Genomic DNA, 20,842 nt, shown 5'->3' with positions numbered 1-20,842 from the left:
GATATAAAAATATGTAAAACAGAAAAAGGACTGTTTTAACGCAGTCCTTTTTCTGTTGGAATATATTTTAAATTTCAGCTTATGCCGAAAAGCTACTTCCACAACCGCATGTGCTCGTAGCATTCGGGTTGTTGAATGTAAATCCCCGTGCATCAAGACCTGATTTGAAATCAATTTCCATGCCTGCCAGATATAAACCATGGGCTTTGTTCATAAAGATGCGAATTCCTTCAATTTCGTATTCATTATCACCTTCTTTCTTTTGATCAAAGCCAAGGATATAACTCATGCCGGAACATCCACCGCCTTCAACACCGACGCGTAGACCAAAATCATCAGAAATTTCTTGTTGATCCTTTAATTTATGGAGCTCCTTAATAGCACCTTGTGTTAAGGATACCGGAGCAATAGCTGTATGTTCTGTACTCATCTTGTTCATGTTTTAGCCAAATCCTATACAAAAATACATATTTTTAACGGCAAATTGGCAGTGTCGGATTTTTTGACATTTACAAAACATTCAATTGATGCTTCACTGTGGCCTATAAAATAGGCATGCGAATGAATTGTTCAATTAGCTAATTTGCATAAATAAAGCCATTTTTCTAGTAAGATCGAATAAAATATGGCTTTTTGTCGATATTCTTTATGGAATATGCTATCTTTGAGGCATTAAAATAAAAACAAAATTTACTTTACAACATTTAAAAACAATGGAAAGAGATCAAGCCATTTTTAATTTGATAGCTGATGAGCTGAAACGCCAAGAAGAGGGTATTGAATTAATTGCTTCGGAAAACTTTGTGTCCAAACAAGTGATGGAAGCTGCTGGTTCAGTGTTGACAAATAAATATGCAGAAGGCCTCCCAGGAAAACGTTACTATGGAGGTTGTGAAGTTGTGGATCAGATCGAAAGTATTGCAATTGATCGCGCGAAACAATTATTTGGTGCAGAATGGGTGAATGTTCAACCCCACTCTGGAGCTCAGGCAAATGCAGCTGTTTTTTTGGCGACAATCAAACCTGGCGACAAAATCTTAGGTCTTGATCTATCGCATGGTGGACACTTGACACATGGATCCCCAGCAAATCTTTCCGGAAAGATCTATCAACCCTTATTTTATGGTGTAAAAGAAGATACTGGCCTCATTGATTACGAACAATTGGAAGAAACTGCACTTCGTGAAAAACCAAAAATGATCATCTGTGGTGCTTCTGCTTATTCGCGTGACTGGGATTATGCACGTATCCGTAAAGTGGCTGATGAAATTGGTGCAATTGTTATGGCGGATATCTCCCATCCAGCAGGTCTTATTGCCCGTGGTTTATTGAATGACCCTCTTCCACATTGTCACATTGTGACAACAACAACCCACAAGACACTACGTGGTCCACGTGGCGGTATGATTATGGTCGGTAAAGATTTTGAAAACCCTTGGGGAATCAAGACACCTAAAGGCGAAATCCGTACGATAACTCAATTGCTAGATTTAGCGGTTTTCCCAGGTACACAAGGTGGTCCTTTGGAGCATACCATTGCAGCGAAAGCCATTGCTTATGGAGAGGCTTTATCGGATGAATATATGGAATATATTGTGCAGGTGAAAAAGAATGCGGCTGCATTGGCTAAGTTCTTTGTTGATAGAGATTATAAAATTATTTCAGGCGGTACAGATAACCATTTGATGTTAGTGGATCTGCGCAATAAGGATATTTCTGGTAAGGAAGCGGAAGCGGTATTGGGTAAAGCGGGAATCACAACCAACAAAAACATGGTTCCTTTTGATACACGTTCTCCATTTGTAACCTCAGGAGTGCGTTTTGGTACTGCAGCGATCACATCACGTGGTATCAAAGAAAATGAAATCATCCAAATCGGGGAGCTGATCGATGAAGCATTGAAAAATGCAACAAACGATGCTGAGCTGGATAAAATCCATGGCAAAGTGAGAGCCATGATGGCTGAATTCCCTTTGTATAAATAAGATAATTATTCAGCATATAAAAAGCGGTATGCCTTACACTGGGGATACCGCTTTTTTTGTTTGATCTTTTCACCGAAGCACCATCCTTCATGATTACTTATGCTACATGTCTTGCTGTTGCATACACATTCGCCGGCGGATTAACCTTGTTGTTTTTAAGAGCTCTTGGTTGTAGTTAGCGCCTTATTGTAACCACTTTGTAAGAGGTTCTAATCAAGCCCTTTTATAGTTCAGATTTAACAGGTAATTTATCCGTACTTTATAGGTACTTTATACGGTTTCATCCGAATGAGGTCCCTATAAGGTCCCTATAAAGTCCGTATAAGCTCGGTATTAATCCAGACGATTTATCGACATGAGTAGGGGGCTATAGTATTGGTTTTTGAAGGTACTGGAGAATCGAAGGGCTCGTGATGGTTAAGAAAGTTATTGATGCCGTTTTGAACAAGGACAACGCTTTTTAAATGTTAAAAAATCTTAAAATCAAATGTAAAAATTTGATTACTCGATAATTTTACGGTAATTTGATCTATCATTAATTAATTGTTTTACAATAAGAAAGGACATTTATACGATAAACATTTACATTTTAACACAGAACTGATAATTTATTTTGCGAACTGCTAAAAAAGTAAGTGACGTATGAGACTTTTAAAAAGTAAGAGCGATCAAGAATTGATCCAAATGTATGTCGGTGGCCAAGAGTCCGGTCTAGAGGCATTGTTGAATCGATATAAATCGAAAATCTATACCTCTATATATATGAAAGTGAAGGATGAATATCTTGCCGAAGATATCTTTCAGGAGACTTTCATCAAAATCATCAACACACTTAAATCTGGAAAGTATAATGAGGAGGGTAAATTTCTACCTTGGGCCATTCGTATTGCCCATAATATGATCGTTGACTTTTTTAGGAAGGCAAAACGTGCCCCCAATATTGTTAATGCGGATGGTTTTGATATTTTCGAAGTATTGGAATTTAGTGATGAGAGTGCTGAATCGAAAATGCTAAAGCAACAGGTAGATGTTGATCTAAAGAAAATGATCCAGAAACTCCCTGATGACCAAAAAGAAGTGCTTATTATGCGCCATTTTTGTGATATGAGCTTTAAGGATATTGCGGAGATCACCGAAGTGAGTATTAATACAGCCTTGGGCCGAATGCGTTATGCCTTGAGCAACCTGCGCAAAATGATAGAAGGTTCGGATTTAGTATTTCAACTTGGATAGAAAGAAGGCCATCCCATGGGAACCTTTTGAATGAAACAACAACAGTAATTAGATAATAACAAGGAAGGGAGTGATATTTTTCACTCCTTTTTTATGCAATACTGTCATGCTGGCATCAGAAAAAACTGTTGTTTTTGTCAGTTTGGGACTTTTTATTATCTTAGAATTCGTGCCTTAGCCTATTTTTTGTAATTGGAATAAGGTTTGCTAGTCCTATAGAAAAACGATTAAAGATAATAACGATAAAAATATAAAATAGCTATGTACTTGATTTTATTTATTGGCATCATGGTGGTGAGCCTGATTGTCCAGACAAGATTTAAAAACAAATTTAAGAAGTATTCCGAGATGCCATTGGGGAACGGCATGTCAGGAGCTGAGATTGCACAGAAGATGCTGAATGATAATGGTATATATGATGTCAAAGTGCTATCTATCCCTGATCGCCTGGGGGATCATTATAATCCGTCGGATAAAACCGTGAATTTGAGTCCTGAGGTATACAGTGGACGCAGTGTAGCAGCTGCAGCAGTGGCAGCCCATGAATGCGGTCATGCCGTTCAGCATGCTAAAGCCTATAAATGGTTAGGTTTCCGTTCGGCGATGGTCCCCATGGTGAATGTGGCATCTAAATTAACTTCGTGGGTATTAATGTTTGGTGTCATGTTGTTTGCCTTTTCAAAGGGTGGCAATCCATGGCTATTGGCTGTGGGCGTAGGAGCTTTGGCCATTACGACCTTATTTTCTTTTATTACGCTTCCAGTAGAATTTGATGCCTCAAACCGTGCTCTGGAATGGTTAAATCATGCTGGGGTAACCTACCATGGCGAAGAACATGAAGGTGCAAAAGATGCATTGAAATGGGCCGCCATGACCTATGTGGTTGCTGCTTTGAGTGCTTTGGTGACACTGCTGTACTATGCCTCCATTTTATTTGGCGGCCGTCGTAGCGAGTAATCTTAGGACTGATTTGCCGAGTAACATAGAAAAATGCGATTATTTTTGATAGTCGCATTTTTTATGGGGTGTTAATGAGGTTACTACAGACAATTTTTTTAACTTTGCTGTTTATATAGAATAAGACTCAGATTTTATGTTTTCAAATCTTCAAGATAAGTTAGATAGGGCCTTTAAGGTATTAAAAGGACAGGGTAGTATTACAGAAATCAACGTTGCGGAAACGATGAAAGAAATTCGCAAAGCATTGTTGGATGCCGATGTGAATTACAAAACTGCCAAAACCTTTACAGATGATGTTAAACAGAAAGCCCTAGGCCAAAATGTATTGACAAGTATTTCTCCAGGTCAGTTGTTGACTAAAATCATGAATGATGAGCTGACAACATTGATGGGGGGGACTGTGACGGAGCTGGAGACTGCGAAAAATCCGACAGTCATTCTGATAGCAGGTCTAAATGGTGCGGGGAAAACAACGTTTTCCGGTAAGTTGGCTCTCTATCTGAAAGATAAAAAGAATAAAAAACCGTTATTGGTTGCCGGTGATGTGTATCGTCCTGCGGCAATCGATCAATTGGAAGTGTTGGCCGAGCAGGTCGGTGTCCCTGTATTTGTAAACCGGGAATCTACCGATCCTATTGCGATTGCCAAGGCTGGTGTTGAAGAAGCGAAGCGCAATGGCAACAACATTGTTATTATTGATACGGCGGGTCGTTTGGCGATTGATGAGCCTTTGATGGTGGAGATCACGGCCGTCAAAGAAGCCACTAATCCAGACGAGATCTTGTTTGTGGTGGATTCCATGACCGGCCAGGATGCCGTGAACACGGCCAAAACGTTTAACGACCGATTGGATTTCACCGGTGTGGTATTGACCAAATTGGATGGTGATACACGTGGTGGTGCGGCATTGTCCATTAAGTCCGTTGTCAATAAACCGATCAAGTTTATCGGTACCGGTGAAAAGATGGATGCACTGGATGTATTCCACCCAGATCGGATGGCATCCCGTATTTTGGGGATGGGAGACGTTGTATCTTTGGTAGAGCGTGCACAACAACAGTTTGACGAGAAACAAGCGGCAGAACTCCAAAAGAAAATTCGTAAGAATAAGTTCGATTTCAATGATTTTAAATCACAGATCCAACAGATCAAGAAAATGGGTAACATGAAGGATCTAATGGGAATGATACCGGGGGTAGGGAAGGCGATGAAAGATATTGAAGTGGATGATAATGCATTTAAGCCCATCGAAGCGATCATTGATTCCATGACACCTTTCGAGCGGGAAAACCCAGATGTGATTGATCAAAAACGCCGACTACGTATTGCTAAAGGTTCGGGCACAGATATCAATGAAGTGAATAAGCTATTGAAACAGTTTGGCGATATGCGGAAAGTGATGAAGCAGATGTCCAACCCAGCAATGGCGGCAAAGCTGATGCGCAACATGCCTAAAATGCCAGGAAAAATGTAGTTTTTAAAGATAAATATCCAAATGCTGGGGCATCGTATCAATACGATGCCCCATTTTTTAATAAAAAAATCCGTAATTTCAAGTTCCTCACTGGAGTAAAGGAAATAATTGTTAAATTTGTAATCATTATGGATGACCCCGCGCAATTATCGGAATACGGCAAAATCCTTATCATTCTTCTGATAGGGGCGCTGTTAGTCTGTGCGACCATTTTTTTAGCGCGTTTTATTTCTCCTAAAAAAAACAATCCCATCAAATCTGGTACTTATGAATGCGGGGAAGACCCGATAGGATCCTCATGGGTACAGTTCAACCCGCGATTTTATGTTATTGCCTTGGTCTTTCTACTTTTCGATGTAGAACTTATTTTTATTTTTCCTTGGGCCACTGTGTTCGGGCAATCGGAATATATTGCGGCAGACTCGAGGTGGGGATGGTTTACCATGATTGAGATGGCGATGTTTATCGGTATTTTGATCCTTGGATTGATCTTCGTATGGAAGAAAGGCGATCTGGAATGGGTAAAACCGCAGGTATCACGGCCCAAAGTTCCGGTAAATATTCCCGAACATGCTTATTCAGCTTTAAACAACCGTAATTATCCGCTAAGAGATTATACACAACCTGCAGAACCAATGGTGGCAGATGCTGCTGTGCAAGCAGCCGTTACCGCGCCTAAGGTTGCTTTTAAACCCCGATTTAAAAAACCAGAGTAAGCATGAGTTTAGACAGTCAATTGCAAAATAATGGTGTAGTTGTTGCCAAGTTGGATGACCTACTAAATTGGGCGCGACTTTCCTCGATGTGGCCAATGAGTTTCGGGATTGCCTGTTGTGCAATAGAAATGATGGGAGCTATGGCTTCGACTTATGACCTGGACCGCATGGGCGTATTTCCCCGGCCTTCACCAAGACAGTCAGATGTTATCATCATTGCTGGCACGGTAACCTTTAAAATGGCCGATCGCATCAAAAAGCTCTACGAGCAGATGCCCGATCCAAAGTATGTTATTTCCATGGGCTCATGCTCGAATTGTGGCGGACCGTATTGGCAACACGGTTATCACGTGGTAAAGGGTGTGGATAAGATTATTCCTGTGGATGTTTATGTACAGGGATGTCCACCGCGTCCAGAAGCGCTGATCGGTGCTTTTATAGAATTACAAAAAAAGATAGATAATGAAAGCCTATTGGGAGAACAATTGTTCAAAGGAAAGGCTTAAAGAAATAAATTTATAAGATTTTAAAATCAATATGGCAAAAGATTTCTATGGTGAACTGCAATTGGGCATTCTTGGCGGCGGCCAGCTTGGAAGGATGTTAATTCAGGAAGCTATTAATTACAATGTAAACGTTCATGTATTGGATCCGGATAAGAATGCACCTTGTCGCAAGCTGTGCAATAAATTTGAATGTGGTTCATTGGGTGATTTTGAGACAGTGTATAATTTTGGCAAAGATCTGGATCTGATTACCATTGAAATCGAGAAGGTGAATGTAGATGCATTGGAAAAGCTAGAAGAGGAGGGTGTAGTCGTCTATCCTCAATCACGTATCATTCGCTTGATTCAAGATAAAGGTTTGCAAAAGCAGTTTTTTAAGCAAAATGATATCCCAACTTCAGCGTTTCAATTGATATCCAATAAAGAAAATCTTCATCATGCCACATTAAGCCTTCCGTATATCCAAAAATTACGTAAAGATGGGTATGATGGAAAAGGTGTTAAGAAAATGGTGACTGAGTCAGATCTTCAGGAAGCTTTCGAAGAACCGAGTTTGATTGAAGAGTGGGTTGATTTTGAAAAGGAGATCGCTGTTATTGTCGCCCGAAACGATAAAGGTGATGTGTCAACATTCCCCATGGTGGAGATGGAATTTAACCCGCAGGCTAATCTGGTTGAATTTCTGATTTCACCCTCTTTATATGGTGTTGATATTCAGCAGCGTGCTGAGGCAATAGCCAAAAAAATTGCCGATGATCTACAGATTGTCGGTCTGCTTGCTGTAGAGATGTTTTTGACTAAGTCGGGTGATATTTTGGTGAATGAATTAGCCCCACGTCCACATAATAGCGGACATCAAACAATCGAAGGGAATTATGTCTCTCAATTTGCACAGCATTTAAGAGCAATATTCAATTTACCCTTAGGTGATACAAGGTGCCGCAGCAATGCCGTCATGATCAATCTCCTTGGTGAGGATGGCTATGAGGGGCTTGCGAAATATGAGGGAGTCGAAGAAGTACTGGCCATGGATGGTGTATATATCCATTTATACGGTAAGAAATATACCAAGCCTTTCCGTAAAATGGGACATATCTGTATCATTAATGACGATCGGGATACCGCGATTGCCAATGCGAGGAAGGTGCAGGAAATATTGAAAGTTAAAGCTTAATGAATATGTTGTCAGACAATAATAATACAGCCCTTGTTGGGATTATCATGGGGAGTAAATCGGATCTTCCTGTTATGCAGGATGCCATTGATGTCCTAAAAGTTCTTGGAGTAGCATTTGAGGTTTCGATTGTCTCTGCACATCGTACTCCCCAGCGTATGTTTGATTACGCTAAGGATGCGGCATCTCGTGGCCTGAAGGTGATTATCGCCGGAGCTGGTGGTGCTGCACATCTACCAGGTATGGTCGCATCCATCACACATTTGCCTGTGATTGGCGTGCCCGTAAAATCTTCTAATTCTATTGATGGATGGGACTCTGTGCTTTCCATTCTTCAGATGCCAAATGGAATCCCTGTGGCGACAGTAGCATTAAATGCTGCTAAGAATGCAGGTATCTTGGCGGCTCAGATTCTTGGAACACAGGATGAGGCCATCAGTAAGAATATTATAGATTTCAAAGAAGAGCTGGCTAAAAAAGTGATCGAAACGGCGGTAGAGGTGGAGGATACTCAGTTCTAAAAAGATCTTATCAAATAAAAAAGGGAGCATGTTCATGCTCCCTTTTTTATTTGATAAGATTTGCCTGAACATAATCGTAGCTTTTTTTAAGGCTTTCCATTTTATTCGGCATATAGATATCGTCCTGTTCGACGAAGGCATATTTTAAACCAGCTTTATTCTTCTCCCGGACAATTTCATTGAAACTGATGCTACCTGTACCGACCTCAGTATACCTGATGTCCTTAAAAATCTGTTCGACAGGTAATTTTCCGTCTTTTGGCCATTCGATCGGATTGGACTTCGTTTTATCCATATCTTTGACATGCCAAAGTTTAAATCTATTTGGAAATTTTTCGAATAAAGCGATGGCATTCTTCCCCGCTTTTTCAGCCCAAAAGAGATCCAGCTCAAAATCTACCAGTTCAGGTTCTGTGAATGCCAGCATTACTTCTTCACCAACGGTATTGTTTCCAAGATCCCTAAACTCCCAAAAATGGTTGTGGTAGGCAATCTTCAGTCCTAATTTTTTTGCCTCTTCGCCTGCTTTGTTGAGCTGTTCGGCAGCATAAAGATAGTCGTCTTTTTTTAATGCATTGATATCAAACATTGGCGTCACAGGTGCAATAACGTATTCTTGACCAAGTTCCTTTGCAGCCTCAAAATAAACTGATAAATCTTCTTTGTCGGTATGTGACTTGCTCAGATACTTGGACATATCATAATGTCCTGAGTATGTCTTCAGGCCATTGTCATCCAAGATCTTTTTCAGCTCTTTGTAAGGCAATTTCCAAAACTGCTTGGCTGCCGGATCGATACCATAAAGTTCGACATGTTTATAGCCGATTTTTGCAATTTGTTCTAAAGAACCCTTCGGATCTTTGTCCATTAAATCGCGGACGGAATAAAGCTGTACACCGATATTTTGTAATGGATTGTCACTGACGGCACCCGCTTTATTTTGACAAGAGATAAAATTGGGCATCAGATAAGCTGCTGAAAGACCTATTCCAGCTTGCTTTAAAAATTGACGGCGAGAATTGTTCATCATATAATTGATTACTTGTTAGTGTACAATGTACAAGTATTTGTTCAAAAATCAATAAAATCTGATTAGAATATTTTCAGAATATGATCAATGGCGATATAGGACTATAAAAACTGGAAAGGTCGTGGAATGGAACGGGGGCAATAGCCGCATGATGGATGTAAGGAAAGGCCCGAAATTTTGTGTATTCCAAAATTTCGGGCCTTTTATATTTTGATAAGGAAAAAGAGTTAGACCGTCATAATATCTTTTTCTTTGAGCTCAGCAAGCTTGTCAACTTTTGCAATAAAGGCATCAGTTAATTTCTGTACTTCACCCTCAGCTGTTTTGATCTCATCTTCGGAAGCACCATCATTTTTTAGCTTTTTGATGGATTCATTGGTATCCTTACGGATATTACGTACAGCTACACGTCCTTTTTCTGTTTCCTCTTTTACCTTTTTTACTAAGTCACGTCTTCTTTCTTCAGTTAAAGGAGGAACATTCAATCGGATGACGACGCCGTCATTCTGAGGGTTGATACCAAGATTTGCATCCGTAATTGATTTTTCAATTGCATTGATGAGCGATTTTTCCCAGGGTTGGATAACAATTGTCCGTGCATCAGTTGTATTGATATTGGCCACTTGTGAAAGTGGAGTGGCGCTACCATAATAGTCTACTGAAATACCATCTAACATGGATGGTGAAGCTTTACCGGCGCGAATTTTAGTTAATTCTGATTCGGTGAAAGCAACTGCTTTGGACATCTTGTCTTTACAATCGTCCAATTCAATTGAAATTAGTTCGTTCATATAAGATTACGTTTTTACAGATTTTAATTATTTTACCACAGTTCCGACATGTTCACCATTGGCAAGTTTCAATAAGTTGCCCGGCTTGTTCATGTCAAAAACGATGATTGGTAATTTGTTTTCTTGACAAAGGGTGAAGGCTGTCATGTCCATGACATTTAAACCTTTTTCGTACACCTCAGTGAAGGAGATCTCATCAAACTTGGTGGCATTCGGATCTTTTTCAGGATCAGCCGTATAAATACCATCAACACGGGTTCCTTTCAATACAGCGTCAGCATTAATCTCAATCGCACGCAAAGAAGCTGCTGTATCCGTTGTGAAATAAGGATTTCCTGTACCGGCTCCGAAAATGACAATACGGCCTTTTTCTAAGTGGCGTACTGCTCTTCTGCGGATGAATGGTTCACAGATCTGTTCCATTTTGATGGCAGTGAGCAAACGTGTCTTTTTACCAACTTTTTCAAGAGCATCTTGAAGTGCCATGCTGTTGATCACAGTAGCAAGCATGCCCATATAATCTGCTTGAACACGGTCCATGCCTGATTTTTCAGCACTTAGACCACGGTAGATATTACCACCTCCGATAACAATTGCAATTTCTAAACCTTGATCGTGAAGTTCTTTGATATCATTAGCGTATTGTGATACACGGTTAATATCGATACCATAGCTTTGGTCACCCATTAAGGATTCACCGCTAAGTTTTAATAAGATACGTTTGTATTTCATAATGTTCTTTTGGAAATTTTCCAAAGGTCAAAGATAAAATATTTTTTTTATCCCTAAGGTCAAAAGTGATATTTATTGTGCTTTTATTGTCTGATCAATTACTTGTTGGTAATATTGTTCATATAAAGGCATGATATTGGACAGCTGGAATTTTTTTGCATGATTTAATGCTGCTTTTTTAAACTTTTCGAGTCTACCAACATCTTCCAGAATATAAATGGCATTTTTGGCCATGTCGTCCACATCACCAATGGCACTGAGGAACCCGGTAACGCCATTTTCATTGAGTTCGGGCAGTCCGCCAGTATTGGATGAGATCACAGGAACTTGGCAGGCCATGGCCTCCAATGCTGCAAGGCCAAAGCTTTCAGAACTTGAAGGCATGAGAAAGAGATCGGAAACAGAAAGTATTTCTTCAACTGCATCTTGTTTTCCTAAAAAGCGTACATCACCACAAACATCCAGTTCTCTGGATAGCTCCTCAGCATCGCGACGCTCAGGACCATCACCAACCATTAATAACTTAGAAGGGATGACATCATGGACTTTTTTGAAAATACGGATAACATCTTCGGTCTTTTTTACCTTTCTAAAGTTGGAAGTATGGACTAAAATCCTTTCATTGCCGGGGGCGATTGCCTTTTTGAAATGTGAACGATCTTTATTGCTAAATCTGTCAAGATCGATAAAGTTTGGTATGACTTTGATATCCCTGGAAATATCAAAATACTGAAGGGTCTGATCCTTGAGATTTTGTGATACTGCAGTTACCCCATCCGACTGATTGATTGAAAAGGTAACAACGGGACTAAAGCTTTTGTCTTTTCCTACTAAGGTGATGTCAGTACCATGTAGGGTAGTGACCACCGGGATATTGATGCCGTATGTGGTTAACAGAATTTGTTTGGCCATAAATGCCGCTGAAGCATGGGGAATGGCATAATGTACATGAATCAGATCCAACTTTTCGAAACGTACGACATCAACCAGTTTACTGGCCAGCGCAGACTCATAAGGCAGGAAGTCAAAAAGGGGATATTGTGATACATCGACTTCATGGTAATATAGGTTTTCTGAAAAGAAATCCAGGCGTGCCGGTTGTCGGTAAGTTATAAAATGGATTTCATGTCCATTGGCAGCCAAAGCTTTGCCCAATTCCGTTGCTACAACACCACTGCCACCGAAGGTGGGATAACAAACAATTCCTATTTTCATCTTATAATCATGTATGAGTGTCTGTTCTCAACGGCTAAAGAGCCCTTTACACTCGGTTATCTGTTTATTTTCTTTTATGCTTTAGGGGCATTTACGCTGCCTCTGGCGATATTTTTGAAATCATTATTTGTCGCTGGACAGCCTGTTGTCCGGGACGGTAGCCGGGTGGAAGTCTACGAAGACCATTGTCACACCATAGCCCTGGAGGATCTGATGGTTCTCCGGTTGTTTTGCGTGTTGCAAATTTCGACTATTTATGCGTAAAATAACAAAAACTAATTGCCATAGTTTTGTGAATTTTTTGATTACTTTAAAAACATTATCTTTAAGCAGATCGTTTAATCGCTATATGGACAGCTTTATAAGTGATATTTCGGGACAGCAGTTTCCTATGGACCAGCGTATTCTGGGCACTTCCATCAGACAGCCTATTTTTAAGCTGATCAAGAAGGAATATCCTGATTTTAGCAGAGATAAGTATATTTCAGCCCAGGAACTGACCCAATTTAAAGAAGCATATATTACGGAATTTTTAAAGGATGAGTCTGGTGGGCTTAGCCAATTGGACCAGGAGGTCATTCGGAGCTTTAAAGATAATAAGGTCATCAGTGCCAGCCTGGATAAAGAACTAGGGGCTGCCAGAGTGGGTGACAAAATTGCGGATAAGGTTGCTGAATCTCATTTTATCCTGTGTGGCTGCCTTACAGGCTCCTGTTATTATGATGAGCCAGAACCGACAGGAAGATAAAGATCGGGAAAGGGCCCGAAATGATTACATGATCAATTTAAAGGCTGAGCTAGAGATCAGGGAATTGCATGAGAAAATAGATCACCTGATTATCCGGAAAGAGCAAGAGCTCATTGAAGTACAACGTGACCAGGTAGAAAAATTACATGATCTATTGAAAAGAATGGAAAAAATAGAGGCGGCATTCAAGAACAAATGAATATAGAAAATATAAGCGGAGAACTTACGTTTAAGTTCTCCAGATCGGGTGGAGCTGGTGGACAGCATGTGAATAAGGTCTCGTCAAAAGTCTTGTTGCAGTGGGATGTGGAGAAATCGCTCGTTCTTTCAGCGGAAGAAAAGGCCATCATTATGACCAAATTGTCTGGTCGCATCAACAAAGAAGGCCTGTTACAGTTGGAATCTGATACGGACCGTTCACAGATCAGGAATAAGGAAATTGCCATTAATCGTTTGCTTCATATACTGAAAGAGGCATTGGCTCCTGTGAAATCCCGGAAAAAGACAAAAGTACCCTATGGAAGTATTTTGAAAAGACTGGATAGAAAGAAGCAACAGTCTCAGCTAAAGGCTTCACGGAGAAAGAATTTCGATGATTAGTCTGTTATAAATTCTGTTTTTTTAAAAAATTATTTGACTGTAAATCAGTTGTTTGATTGTATAACTAAAAAAATAGTTGTTAAACTATTTTTTTAGTTATACAATTGTAGTGTAATCGATTACAACAGTACTGTTTTATTGAATGTGTCTGTTTCCGGACATCGGCTTGTTTTCAGCGTTGCGCTGAAGGCGATATAATGCCCTGATACGATGGATACTGCAGACTTCATGAAGTTTTTATTATTTAGGAGTTATGGAAGATTTTAAGGAATTGACTAAAGCAGAAGAACAGATTATGCAGGAGCTTTGGGAAATGGAACGTGGTTTTGTCAAAGATATCATTGAGAGGCTGCCCGAACCAAAACCTGCTTACAATACAGTTTCAACGATAGTGCGGATTCTCGAAACCAAGGGTTTTGTAACGCATGAATCATTTGGTAAAAGTCATCAATACTTACCAAGGATCTCAAAAGAGGAGTATAAAAAAGGAATTACAGGTAAGTTGTTGAACAATTATTTTGATAATTCGCCCAAGAGTATGCTTTCCTATTTTCTGGAAGAAAACAAATTGGATGTGAAGGAGCTGGATGATATTTTGTCTATTATCCAACGCAATAAATAATAACAACGACCTCTTATAAACTTTTGATTATGATTTACTTATTGATTGTCAATATTTCATTGATTATCAGCTTTGTGCTGTATACGCTCATTTTTCGAAAACTTACTTTTTTTCAATGGAACCGGTTCTATCTGATCGGGATGATGATTTTTTCGGTTTTGGCCCCGGTTGGCATTTTTATTGAATTGCCAAAAACAGAAATCATAGGCAATTCGATACCAATGGTTGACTTGAGTGGATATTTGAGCATTGCCATCAGCAACCCGAAGGAACAGACCGTTTACTTGGTGGATATCTTGACCTATGTATATTGGACGGGCGTTGCGATAACATGTGTTTTACTGTTATTTCGGCTGATACAACTGCTGCGGGCATTAGGTCATGAGCATGATTATCTAAGTTTCTCATTTTTCAATAAAATCATCATTGGCGGATCTATTATAGACAGGGGCAGTATAGAATCACATGAGCGTGTTCATGTCGAGCAGGGCCACACTTATGATTTGCTTTTGATGGAACTGTTGAAAATTTTCAACTGGTTTAATCCGATTTTATATTTCTTTCAAAAGGAGTTAAAATTTCAGCATGAATGCATCGCGGATGATATCTGTTCAACAGATAAAGTAGCTTATGCTGAAATGTTGGTCGCTCATGCATTGCAGGTGGATAACCTGCCACTGACGCATGAGTTTTCTAATCATTCATTTTTAAAGAAAAGAATCATGATGTTATTTAAGAATAAATCGACGGGTCGACATAAATTGCTGTACGTATCCATTTTGCCCATGTTGTTGGTGGTAGCGGGTTCAACATTGGTATTTAATACAAGCCGGGCTAAGGGTATCGTTTCTGAGGTGGAAAGTTCAATTAATCAGGTGGAGATCTCAGGTTCAAAAGGAGATGCAGGAAGTTTTGAAGCCCGAAAGAATGATGATCATGTACTTGAATCTACATTGGGACCAGAGCAGCTTCTCCAATTTGAGGCGGTAGAGAATACGATGGTCAATGAAGCGACCGGGAAGTTGATCGTGCGAGATACCATAAATCCAGGTCCGAATACCGTTTTTACAAAGGTGGAAATAGTTCCTGAACCTGTGGGCGGAATGAGGAAGTTTATGAGCTGGGTATCGACCAATTATGAATATCCATTAGCGGCTTTGGAAAATGATGCAAATGGAATTATTGAAATTTCCTTTGTTGTGGAAAAGGATGGAAGTTTGGCGGATTTTAAAGTGAAGAGAGATCTGGGGTACGGTACAGGGGAGGCAGCATTGAAATTAATGCGAGGTGCAAGTAAATGGAATCCGGGCGTACAAAATGGTAAAAAAGTACGTGTGGCCTATACGCTACCGATCAGATTAACCGCGCGTCAGGAAGGGAGAAATAAGGAGACAGCACCTAAAGCAATGGCCACACCCAAGCTTGGTTCTGAGGGACTACGAGCTTGGTTTGCCCAAAATTTTAAAATGCCTCGGAAAATATCCAGTGACGATGTCGACCCTGTAATTGAAAGTTATTTCATTATCAATTCCGATGGTACGATAAAGTCTTTAATTGTACGGTCGGATCTTGGCAAGGAATTTCAGGACCGGGCGAGCCAATTGTTGTCTCAATCCATATGGAATCCAGCTTTGGAGAATGGCGATCCGGTGGAATCACGGGCTGCCTTTTTTTTCAAATTTAAAGCAGGTGGTGGTTATGAGAAGAATTATACACGGGTAGATGTGACACCAGCGCCTATTGGTGGGATGCGTGCGTATCAGAGTTACATTGTCTCGAACTTTGACCCTCCAAAATTAGGGAGTAATGGCAATGTGACTATTCGCTTTCATTTGGACAAGGAAGGCCAGCCTCATGAATTTAAAATCCTAGATGAACCCCAAGCAGGGGATGGGAAGAAGTTAATTGGATTGATCGAGCAGAAAGGGAAATGGCGTCCAGGAATATTGGATGGGAAGAAAGTTGGTGGAATATATGAACTCACTATTGCTTTAGAAGACCGTTCACAGAATAATGGAGGCAAATCTTACTATGTAATTAATTGGAAGGGGATGAAATATCAGCAGGTCAAATCTTAACTTATGACGGAAAATCGTAGACAGTGGACATGGCTCCTAGTTTTGTTATCGGCCATTCTTTTATTTTCGTCCTGTAAATCCTATCAGATGGCCACCAATGGTTACGCTATTAAAGGAGATGAGTATTTCGTCAATATTGATAAAGAGCTTTCTGTATTTTTGGGTGATGATATTTTGTTGGATGGAAACTGGTCCGCTGGCCGGCGGCCCATCAATGTCAGTAAGGTTGATGCCAAATTTGGCAAGATACTGAAGTATCTGCACTATTCGGATACTGCTTATAAGGTACTTTTCACAGGCCATTTAAAAGGAAGGTACGGCTATGATATGCTAGCGGTGATCAATAATTACCCGAATGTAAAAGGACAGAGAAACCATTTATTGGACCTGACATCTTTTCAGCGGGAAGAGCATCCAGAAGGACGGTATTTTTATCGGATCGATGAATTTAAGGGGCAGAAAGTACTGCATTTTGTACTGCCGTTTGATGACCGGCTTTGGCATGAAAAGATGGTCAGCCTGATTTTTCTGTTACCCGCCAATTTTAATGATTTGGACTGGGCCAAGGATATTGTGCTATCCAATGTGTCCATGTATCGTGACAGCTATAAATTTAACCCCACCCGTACGGAGATATTATGCCCGGATGATGGCAGCCGTTCGCATTTGGATTATAAGATCCCGGAAGATAAGATCAACAGGACGGGGTATATGTTAATGAAGGCTTATGGAAATGTGAATGGCAAGCGGACCCTGGTGGTGTATCGGTTGATGCAACCAAACGATTTTTATGGATCTTTTGTGGCCTGTAAAGGTAATTATGAGATTCTTTATACCACACTGCAGGATAAAATCGTCTGGCAGACGAAAGTAAACACGGAAGAGGATATTGTTTTTTAACAATAGGGATAACCGTTACTATACTAAAAGCCCTGACTTAATAGTCTAGGGCTTTTAGTTTATTTTTCAGCTGTAGAATTTCATGCTGCAGCTGTTCCACTTTATCCAATAGGTGGCTTGCCACTTGAATTCCTTGCGGATTGACCTCCAATTCATAGTATAAGTTTGAAAAACGTTCCAATTTTTTGAGCTCATCCTCATCGATATATTGTTCTTCTTGTTCAATGACGATATGAATGAGTCCATATTCCTGCATGGTCTGTAGAAAGGTTGTTTCAACTTTTCTGGACTGGCAGAAGTCGATGACTTTGATAAGTGTCGTTTCCATATGGTTATTGTTTTAAATCCTTCAACTGTTGAAACAGCGCTTTTTCCTCCGCAGATAAGTTAGTTGGCATTTTGATGTTTAAGCTGACGTATAGATCCCCAAACTGCCCTTCTTTTCGGTAGATTGGAAAGCCTTTACCCTTAAGTCGCATTTTTGCACCATTTTGGCTTTCGGGCTGTATCTTTAATTTGACTTTGCCTCCAAAGGTATCCAACATTGCTTCTCCGCCCAATACTGCGGTATAAAGGTCTATATCAAGGTTGGTGTACAGGTCATTCCCTTGACGTTTAAAACGGTTATCGGGTGTAATATTTATTGTAATGTATAGATCACCTTTGGGACCACCATTGATCCCCTCACTACCATAACCTTTTAATTTAATCTTCTGGCCATCCTCTACACCGGCATGGATGGTGATGCGGATACTTTTCCCATTGATGTTAAATGTTTGCTGATGCGTTGTATAGGCTTGTTGTAAGCTAAGGCTAAGTTCTGCATTGAAATCTTGGCCCCGGAACGTGCTTTGTCGGCCACCACCACGTCTACTGCCAAACATCTGTTCAAAAAAATCAGAAAATTGCCCATCATCGAAGTTTCCCGTGTATTCATACGAGCCACTGCCGCCGCTAAAGGGATTTCCTCCACTTCCAAAGGGATTACCACCAGCAGATTGTGACTGTCGATACTGCTGCTGTGCTTTTTCATATTCCTCTCCATGCTCCCAATGTTCACCATATTGGTCATATTTCTTCCGTTTTTCGGGATCGGATAATACCTCATTTGCCTCGTTGATCTCCTGAAATCGTTGTTTGGCCTCATTGTCATTCGGATTGACGTCAGGATGATATTTACGGGCTAGTTTTCGATATGCTTTTTTGATATCATCAGCAGAGGCGGTTTTATCGATGCCGAGCACGTTATAATAGTCTACAAATGCCATATGTATTTTGCTGTCTTATAATAAATATAACAAATTTTTAAAGGCTTTGTTCTGAATTTTGACCCTAAAAATAAAAAGTCCAAGGCTTGAATACCTTGGACTTTTTAAATGGATAACAATTGATCTTGTTATTCCTTGTTGCTGTCAATGACCAAACGATTATCGCGATTGGCGATTTCCCATACGGTAAAGAAAACCAGTTTTTCTCGTTTGACCATCAGGGGGAAATCAATTTTTTCGAAGGTGTCTGCCGGGGTATGATAGTCGGGATGCAGACCCGAAAAATAAAAAATAGATGGTATTCCTTTTTTTGCAAAGTTATAATGGTCTGAACGGTAATAAAGACGCATGGGGTCTTTCGGATTATCGTACATATAATCTATTTCTAATTTTGTATGTTTTTCATTTTCATCTTTGTTGATCTGATACAGTTCGGAGCTCAATTTGTCGGATCCGATTGCATGGATATAATCGTGATTTCCTTTTAAATGTTTATCGTCGACACGGCCGATCATATCGATGTTGATACAGGCAACGGTATTTGCCAAAGGAAAGATTGGGTTTTCGGTGTAAAATTTGGACCCCAGCAGGCCTTTTTCCTCTGCGGCATAGGTTATAAATAATATGCTGCGTCTGGGGCCCATGCCTGCGGCTTTGGCATTGGAAAAAATACGGGCTAGCTCGAGAACCGCTGTTGTGCCCGAAGCATTGTCATCTGCACCGAAAAAGATATTTCCTTTGGAGTCTTTTCCATCATGGTCGTAATGGCCCCCAATGACAATTACTTCATCCTTTTTATCTGTTCCCTCAAGGTATCCAAGAATATTTGGGTCGGAAAGAGGGGCGGCATTGGTGCCAAACTCAGCTTTAAAATTGGTTGGAATAGTAAACGAATTTGCCTGTCCGGAGCGATTGATCTTTCCGACAACAGCAGCTAAATTTGTTCGCGCCAGATTCAAAATATAGTTTGCCGCATGATCGGTGATATTGACCACCGGAATCATGGGGGACTTTTCTGGGGCAGGCTGGTCCATGGCTAAGTTGTAACGGCCTTCGGTGGCCCGGTCTCCCGCTTCTTCCAATAACTTGGCTAGCTGACTGTTGACGGCCAGCACCATTTTTGGTTTTTTCTTGAGAATTTCTTTGATTTTCTTATTTCTGCTGGTGGACCAATCAGATTGTGTTTCTTTTCCGGTAAGCCAGGAATTTCCCTTGTCGTCTGTAGGTTCCCCTTCGTTTAGCAGCAGCACAACTTTGTTGGTTAATTCGAGCCCCTGGATATCTGAATATTTCGGATCATCGATACCGTAACCAATGAAAACAATCTCATTGCTTTCAAAGAACTTGTTTTCATTGTTGCCAATGACAAAGATATCCTTCCCGTTCAGAAATGGCCGGTCATTGATACTGAACTCCTTGACTTTAAAACTATTGTGTATCAACTTCAGGGGTTGAAAATACGAGCCGTTAACGGGGGCTGTGAGGCCATATTTTTTGAATTCATTTGCGATATAATCTGCAGCCAGACGGCCTCCTTTCTGTCCTGTCCCCCTTCCTTCGAAATCGACAGAAGCTAAGGTGCGTATGTGCTTTTGGGTAGTTTCTACCGTAATTTCATTCGCATATTTACTACTTGCATCCTGTGCCTTTGCGCAGCTCATCAATGAGAACGCAATCCAAATCAGGTTATATATTTTTTTCATTTAATATTGAGTATTTAATATGGGGTATTGAGATCGCCCTATCATATGTAGCACATCATTTATACAATATAACTAAAAAAGCGGATGAAAAGTATATTTGCTTTTTCATCCGCTTCTTAAAATATGTTAATTTATTAACAGCTGCAAGCTATTTTATTGACCCGATTAGCATGACGTCCGCCCTCGAACTCTGTATTCATAAAACTTGAAACTATTTTCTTGGCTAAATCGAGATCGATGAAACGCGCAGGAATACATACGACGTTTGCATCGTTGTGCTGACGTGCCAGGGCAGCGATTTCTTCCAGCCAGCAGATTGCTGCACGAATATTCTGATGCTTGTTGGCGGTGATCGCAACACCATTGGCACTACCACAGATCAAAACGCCAGCATCAGCCGTTTTATTTTCAACTGCGGATGCGACAGGATGTGCAAAATCTGGGTAATCTACTGAATCTGGAGAATTTGTTCCAAAGTCTGTCACTTCATATCCCAATTCATTCAAAAAGCTAACCAAAGCTGTTTTGTACTCAAAACCGGCATGGTCACTTCCAATCGCAATTTTCTTTACACTGCTCATTTCTA

At 40.4% G+C, this 20,842-nt stretch carries 24 protein-coding genes; 15 read left to right on the top strand and 9 right to left on the bottom strand.

Translation table 11 applies throughout. The annotated features are described in order from the left end of the window. Window positions 1-79: 79 nt before the first annotated feature. On the bottom strand, window positions 80-430 hold the full coding sequence (locus HX021_RS11370; RefSeq protein WP_286590437.1) for a HesB/IscA family protein: 351 nt from the start codon (window positions 428-430) through the stop codon (window positions 80-82). A gap of 283 nt (window positions 431-713) precedes the next feature. Between HX021_RS11370 and glyA the strand changes: the two genes are divergently transcribed. The 8 genes from glyA to purE all read left to right on the top strand — a co-directional run bounded on the left by glyA (window position 714) and on the right by purE (window position 8,569). Beyond that, a complete protein-coding gene (gene glyA / locus HX021_RS11365; protein WP_286590436.1) occupies window positions 714-1,985 on the top strand; it encodes a serine hydroxymethyltransferase in 1,272 nt (423 codons plus the stop codon). A 642-nt stretch (window positions 1,986-2,627) separates the two neighbouring features. Then, complete coding sequence (locus HX021_RS11360; RefSeq protein ID WP_286590435.1) at window positions 2,628-3,218, top strand: RNA polymerase sigma factor; 591 nt, start codon at window positions 2,628-2,630, stop codon at window positions 3,216-3,218. A 261-nt stretch (window positions 3,219-3,479) separates the two neighbouring features. Further along, window positions 3,480-4,175, top strand: a complete 696-nt coding sequence (locus HX021_RS11355) for a zinc metallopeptidase (RefSeq protein ID WP_286590434.1) — start codon at window positions 3,480-3,482, stop codon at window positions 4,173-4,175. 136 nt (window positions 4,176-4,311) lie between these two features. Further along, window positions 4,312-5,652: a signal recognition particle protein gene (gene ffh, locus HX021_RS11350; RefSeq protein ID WP_286590433.1), complete on the top strand. Its 1,341-nt coding sequence runs from the start codon at window positions 4,312-4,314 to the stop codon at window positions 5,650-5,652. Window positions 5,653-5,780: 128 nt separating this feature from the next. After that, window positions 5,781-6,368 carry an NADH-quinone oxidoreductase subunit A gene (locus HX021_RS11345; RefSeq protein ID WP_286590432.1) on the top strand — a complete coding sequence of 196 codons (588 nt, stop codon included), beginning with the start codon at window positions 5,781-5,783 and terminating at the stop codon, window positions 6,366-6,368. A gap of 2 nt (window positions 6,369-6,370) precedes the next feature. Beyond that, complete coding sequence (locus HX021_RS11340) at window positions 6,371-6,874, top strand: NADH-quinone oxidoreductase subunit B (RefSeq protein WP_353621034.1); 504 nt, start codon at window positions 6,371-6,373, stop codon at window positions 6,872-6,874. A gap of 31 nt (window positions 6,875-6,905) precedes the next feature. Continuing rightward, complete coding sequence (locus HX021_RS11335) at window positions 6,906-8,048, top strand: 5-(carboxyamino)imidazole ribonucleotide synthase (protein WP_286590431.1); 1,143 nt, start codon at window positions 6,906-6,908, stop codon at window positions 8,046-8,048. 5 nt (window positions 8,049-8,053) lie between these two features. After that, on the top strand, window positions 8,054-8,569 hold the full coding sequence (gene purE / locus HX021_RS11330; RefSeq protein ID WP_286590430.1) for a 5-(carboxyamino)imidazole ribonucleotide mutase: 516 nt from the start codon (window positions 8,054-8,056) through the stop codon (window positions 8,567-8,569). Between the two features lie 46 nt (window positions 8,570-8,615). On the opposite strand, the gene HX021_RS11325 is transcribed toward purE, so the two are convergent. The 4 genes from HX021_RS11325 to bshA form a co-directional block, all read right to left on the bottom strand. Further along, entirely contained in the window at window positions 8,616-9,599 is a 984-nt protein-coding gene (locus HX021_RS11325; protein ID WP_286590429.1) for a sugar phosphate isomerase/epimerase family protein, read from the bottom strand. 227 nt (window positions 9,600-9,826) lie between these two features. Next, window positions 9,827-10,390, bottom strand: a complete 564-nt coding sequence (gene frr / locus HX021_RS11320; protein ID WP_286590428.1) for a ribosome recycling factor — start codon at window positions 10,388-10,390, stop codon at window positions 9,827-9,829. A gap of 27 nt (window positions 10,391-10,417) precedes the next feature. Beyond that, window positions 10,418-11,122, bottom strand: coding sequence for a UMP kinase (gene pyrH / locus HX021_RS11315; protein ID WP_286590427.1), 705 nt, complete (start codon window positions 11,120-11,122; stop codon window positions 10,418-10,420). 72 nt (window positions 11,123-11,194) lie between these two features. After that, window positions 11,195-12,337 (bottom strand): N-acetyl-alpha-D-glucosaminyl L-malate synthase BshA, encoded by a 1,143-nt coding sequence (gene bshA / locus HX021_RS11310; RefSeq protein ID WP_286590426.1) that lies wholly within the window; start codon window positions 12,335-12,337, stop codon window positions 11,195-11,197. A gap of 9 nt (window positions 12,338-12,346) precedes the next feature. Here bshA and HX021_RS11305 point away from each other — a divergent pair, with 9 nt between their 5' ends. The 7 genes from HX021_RS11305 (at window position 12,347) to HX021_RS11275 (ending at window position 17,285) form a co-directional block, all read left to right on the top strand. Beyond that, window positions 12,347-12,601: a hypothetical protein gene (locus tag HX021_RS11305; protein WP_286590425.1), complete on the top strand. Its 255-nt coding sequence runs from the start codon at window positions 12,347-12,349 to the stop codon at window positions 12,599-12,601. 85 nt (window positions 12,602-12,686) lie between these two features. Further along, a complete protein-coding gene (locus HX021_RS11300) occupies window positions 12,687-13,085 on the top strand; it encodes a hypothetical protein (protein WP_286590424.1) in 399 nt (132 codons plus the stop codon). Then, entirely contained in the window at window positions 13,057-13,284 is a 228-nt protein-coding gene (locus tag HX021_RS11295) for a DUF1003 domain-containing protein (RefSeq protein ID WP_286590423.1), read from the top strand. The genes HX021_RS11300 and HX021_RS11295 overlap by 29 nt, the downstream gene beginning before the upstream one ends. Beyond that, window positions 13,281-13,685: an alternative ribosome rescue aminoacyl-tRNA hydrolase ArfB gene (gene arfB, locus HX021_RS11290; protein ID WP_286590422.1), complete on the top strand. Its 405-nt coding sequence runs from the start codon at window positions 13,281-13,283 to the stop codon at window positions 13,683-13,685. The genes HX021_RS11295 and arfB overlap by 4 nt, the downstream gene beginning before the upstream one ends. 253 nt (window positions 13,686-13,938) lie before the next feature. Further along, a complete protein-coding gene (locus HX021_RS11285; protein ID WP_286590421.1) occupies window positions 13,939-14,307 on the top strand; it encodes a BlaI/MecI/CopY family transcriptional regulator in 369 nt (122 codons plus the stop codon). Between the two features lie 29 nt (window positions 14,308-14,336). After that, window positions 14,337-16,385 (top strand): energy transducer TonB, encoded by a 2,049-nt coding sequence (locus HX021_RS11280; RefSeq protein WP_286590420.1) that lies wholly within the window; start codon window positions 14,337-14,339, stop codon window positions 16,383-16,385. Window positions 16,386-16,388: 3 nt separating this feature from the next. Beyond that, window positions 16,389-17,285 (top strand): hypothetical protein, encoded by an 897-nt coding sequence (locus tag HX021_RS11275; protein WP_286590419.1) that lies wholly within the window; start codon window positions 16,389-16,391, stop codon window positions 17,283-17,285. A gap of 37 nt (window positions 17,286-17,322) precedes the next feature. Here HX021_RS11275 and HX021_RS11270 read toward each other — a convergent pair whose 3' ends face one another. From HX021_RS11270 to rpiB, 4 genes are all read right to left on the bottom strand, one after another. Next, window positions 17,323-17,613: a chaperone modulator CbpM gene (locus HX021_RS11270; RefSeq protein ID WP_286590418.1), complete on the bottom strand. Its 291-nt coding sequence runs from the start codon at window positions 17,611-17,613 to the stop codon at window positions 17,323-17,325. 4 nt (window positions 17,614-17,617) lie between these two features. Further along, window positions 17,618-18,553, bottom strand: coding sequence for a DnaJ C-terminal domain-containing protein (locus tag HX021_RS11265; protein ID WP_286590417.1), 936 nt, complete (start codon window positions 18,551-18,553; stop codon window positions 17,618-17,620). Window positions 18,554-18,681: 128 nt separating this feature from the next. After that, a complete protein-coding gene (locus HX021_RS11260; RefSeq protein WP_286590416.1) occupies window positions 18,682-20,256 on the bottom strand; it encodes a M28 family peptidase in 1,575 nt (524 codons plus the stop codon). 134 nt (window positions 20,257-20,390) lie between these two features. Next, window positions 20,391-20,837, bottom strand: coding sequence for a ribose 5-phosphate isomerase B (rpiB, locus tag HX021_RS11255; RefSeq protein WP_286590415.1), 447 nt, complete (start codon window positions 20,835-20,837; stop codon window positions 20,391-20,393). Between the last annotated feature and the right edge of the window lie 5 nt (window positions 20,838-20,842).

The organism is Sphingobacterium sp. N143, assembly GCF_030325625.1.
GTDB lineage: Bacteria > Bacteroidota > Bacteroidia > Sphingobacteriales > Sphingobacteriaceae > Sphingobacterium.
This window is presented reverse-complemented; position numbering and strand designations above follow the sequence as displayed.

Coding starts and splice junctions, on each gene's coding strand:
- HX021_RS11300 (WP_286590424.1), top strand. CDS start 12,687: ATGGACAGCTTTATAAGTGATATTTCGGGACAGCAGTTTCCTATGGAC.
- HX021_RS11265 (WP_286590417.1), bottom strand. CDS start 18,553: ATGGCATTTGTAGACTATTATAACGTGCTCGGCATCGATAAAACCGCC.
- HX021_RS11260 (WP_286590416.1), bottom strand. CDS start 20,256: ATGAAAAAAATATATAACCTGATTTGGATTGCGTTCTCATTGATGAGC.
- HX021_RS11360 (WP_286590435.1), top strand. CDS start 2,628: ATGAGACTTTTAAAAAGTAAGAGCGATCAAGAATTGATCCAAATGTAT.
- HX021_RS11270 (WP_286590418.1), bottom strand. CDS start 17,613: ATGGAAACGACACTTATCAAAGTCATCGACTTCTGCCAGTCCAGAAAA.
- bshA (WP_286590426.1), bottom strand. CDS start 12,337: ATGAAAATAGGAATTGTTTGTTATCCCACCTTCGGTGGCAGTGGTGTT.
- glyA (WP_286590436.1), top strand. CDS start 714: ATGGAAAGAGATCAAGCCATTTTTAATTTGATAGCTGATGAGCTGAAA.
- HX021_RS11280 (WP_286590420.1), top strand. CDS start 14,337: ATGATTTACTTATTGATTGTCAATATTTCATTGATTATCAGCTTTGTG.
- purE (WP_286590430.1), top strand. CDS start 8,054: ATGTTGTCAGACAATAATAATACAGCCCTTGTTGGGATTATCATGGGG.
- HX021_RS11335 (WP_286590431.1), top strand. CDS start 6,906: ATGGCAAAAGATTTCTATGGTGAACTGCAATTGGGCATTCTTGGCGGC.
- HX021_RS11295 (WP_286590423.1), top strand. CDS start 13,057: ATGATGAGCCAGAACCGACAGGAAGATAAAGATCGGGAAAGGGCCCGA.
- HX021_RS11355 (WP_286590434.1), top strand. CDS start 3,480: ATGTACTTGATTTTATTTATTGGCATCATGGTGGTGAGCCTGATTGTC.
- HX021_RS11370 (WP_286590437.1), bottom strand. CDS start 430: ATGAGTACAGAACATACAGCTATTGCTCCGGTATCCTTAACACAAGGT.
- arfB (WP_286590422.1), top strand. CDS start 13,281: ATGAATATAGAAAATATAAGCGGAGAACTTACGTTTAAGTTCTCCAGA.
- HX021_RS11345 (WP_286590432.1), top strand. CDS start 5,781: ATGGATGACCCCGCGCAATTATCGGAATACGGCAAAATCCTTATCATT.
- HX021_RS11325 (WP_286590429.1), bottom strand. CDS start 9,599: ATGATGAACAATTCTCGCCGTCAATTTTTAAAGCAAGCTGGAATAGGT.
- HX021_RS11275 (WP_286590419.1), top strand. CDS start 16,389: ATGACGGAAAATCGTAGACAGTGGACATGGCTCCTAGTTTTGTTATCG.
- frr (WP_286590428.1), bottom strand. CDS start 10,390: ATGAACGAACTAATTTCAATTGAATTGGACGATTGTAAAGACAAGATG.
- rpiB (WP_286590415.1), bottom strand. CDS start 20,837: ATGAGCAGTGTAAAGAAAATTGCGATTGGAAGTGACCATGCCGGTTTT.
- HX021_RS11340 (WP_353621034.1), top strand. CDS start 6,371: ATGAGTTTAGACAGTCAATTGCAAAATAATGGTGTAGTTGTTGCCAAG.
- HX021_RS11285 (WP_286590421.1), top strand. CDS start 13,939: ATGGAAGATTTTAAGGAATTGACTAAAGCAGAAGAACAGATTATGCAG.
- HX021_RS11305 (WP_286590425.1), top strand. CDS start 12,347: ATGTATGAGTGTCTGTTCTCAACGGCTAAAGAGCCCTTTACACTCGGT.
- pyrH (WP_286590427.1), bottom strand. CDS start 11,122: ATGAAATACAAACGTATCTTATTAAAACTTAGCGGTGAATCCTTAATG.
- ffh (WP_286590433.1), top strand. CDS start 4,312: ATGTTTTCAAATCTTCAAGATAAGTTAGATAGGGCCTTTAAGGTATTA.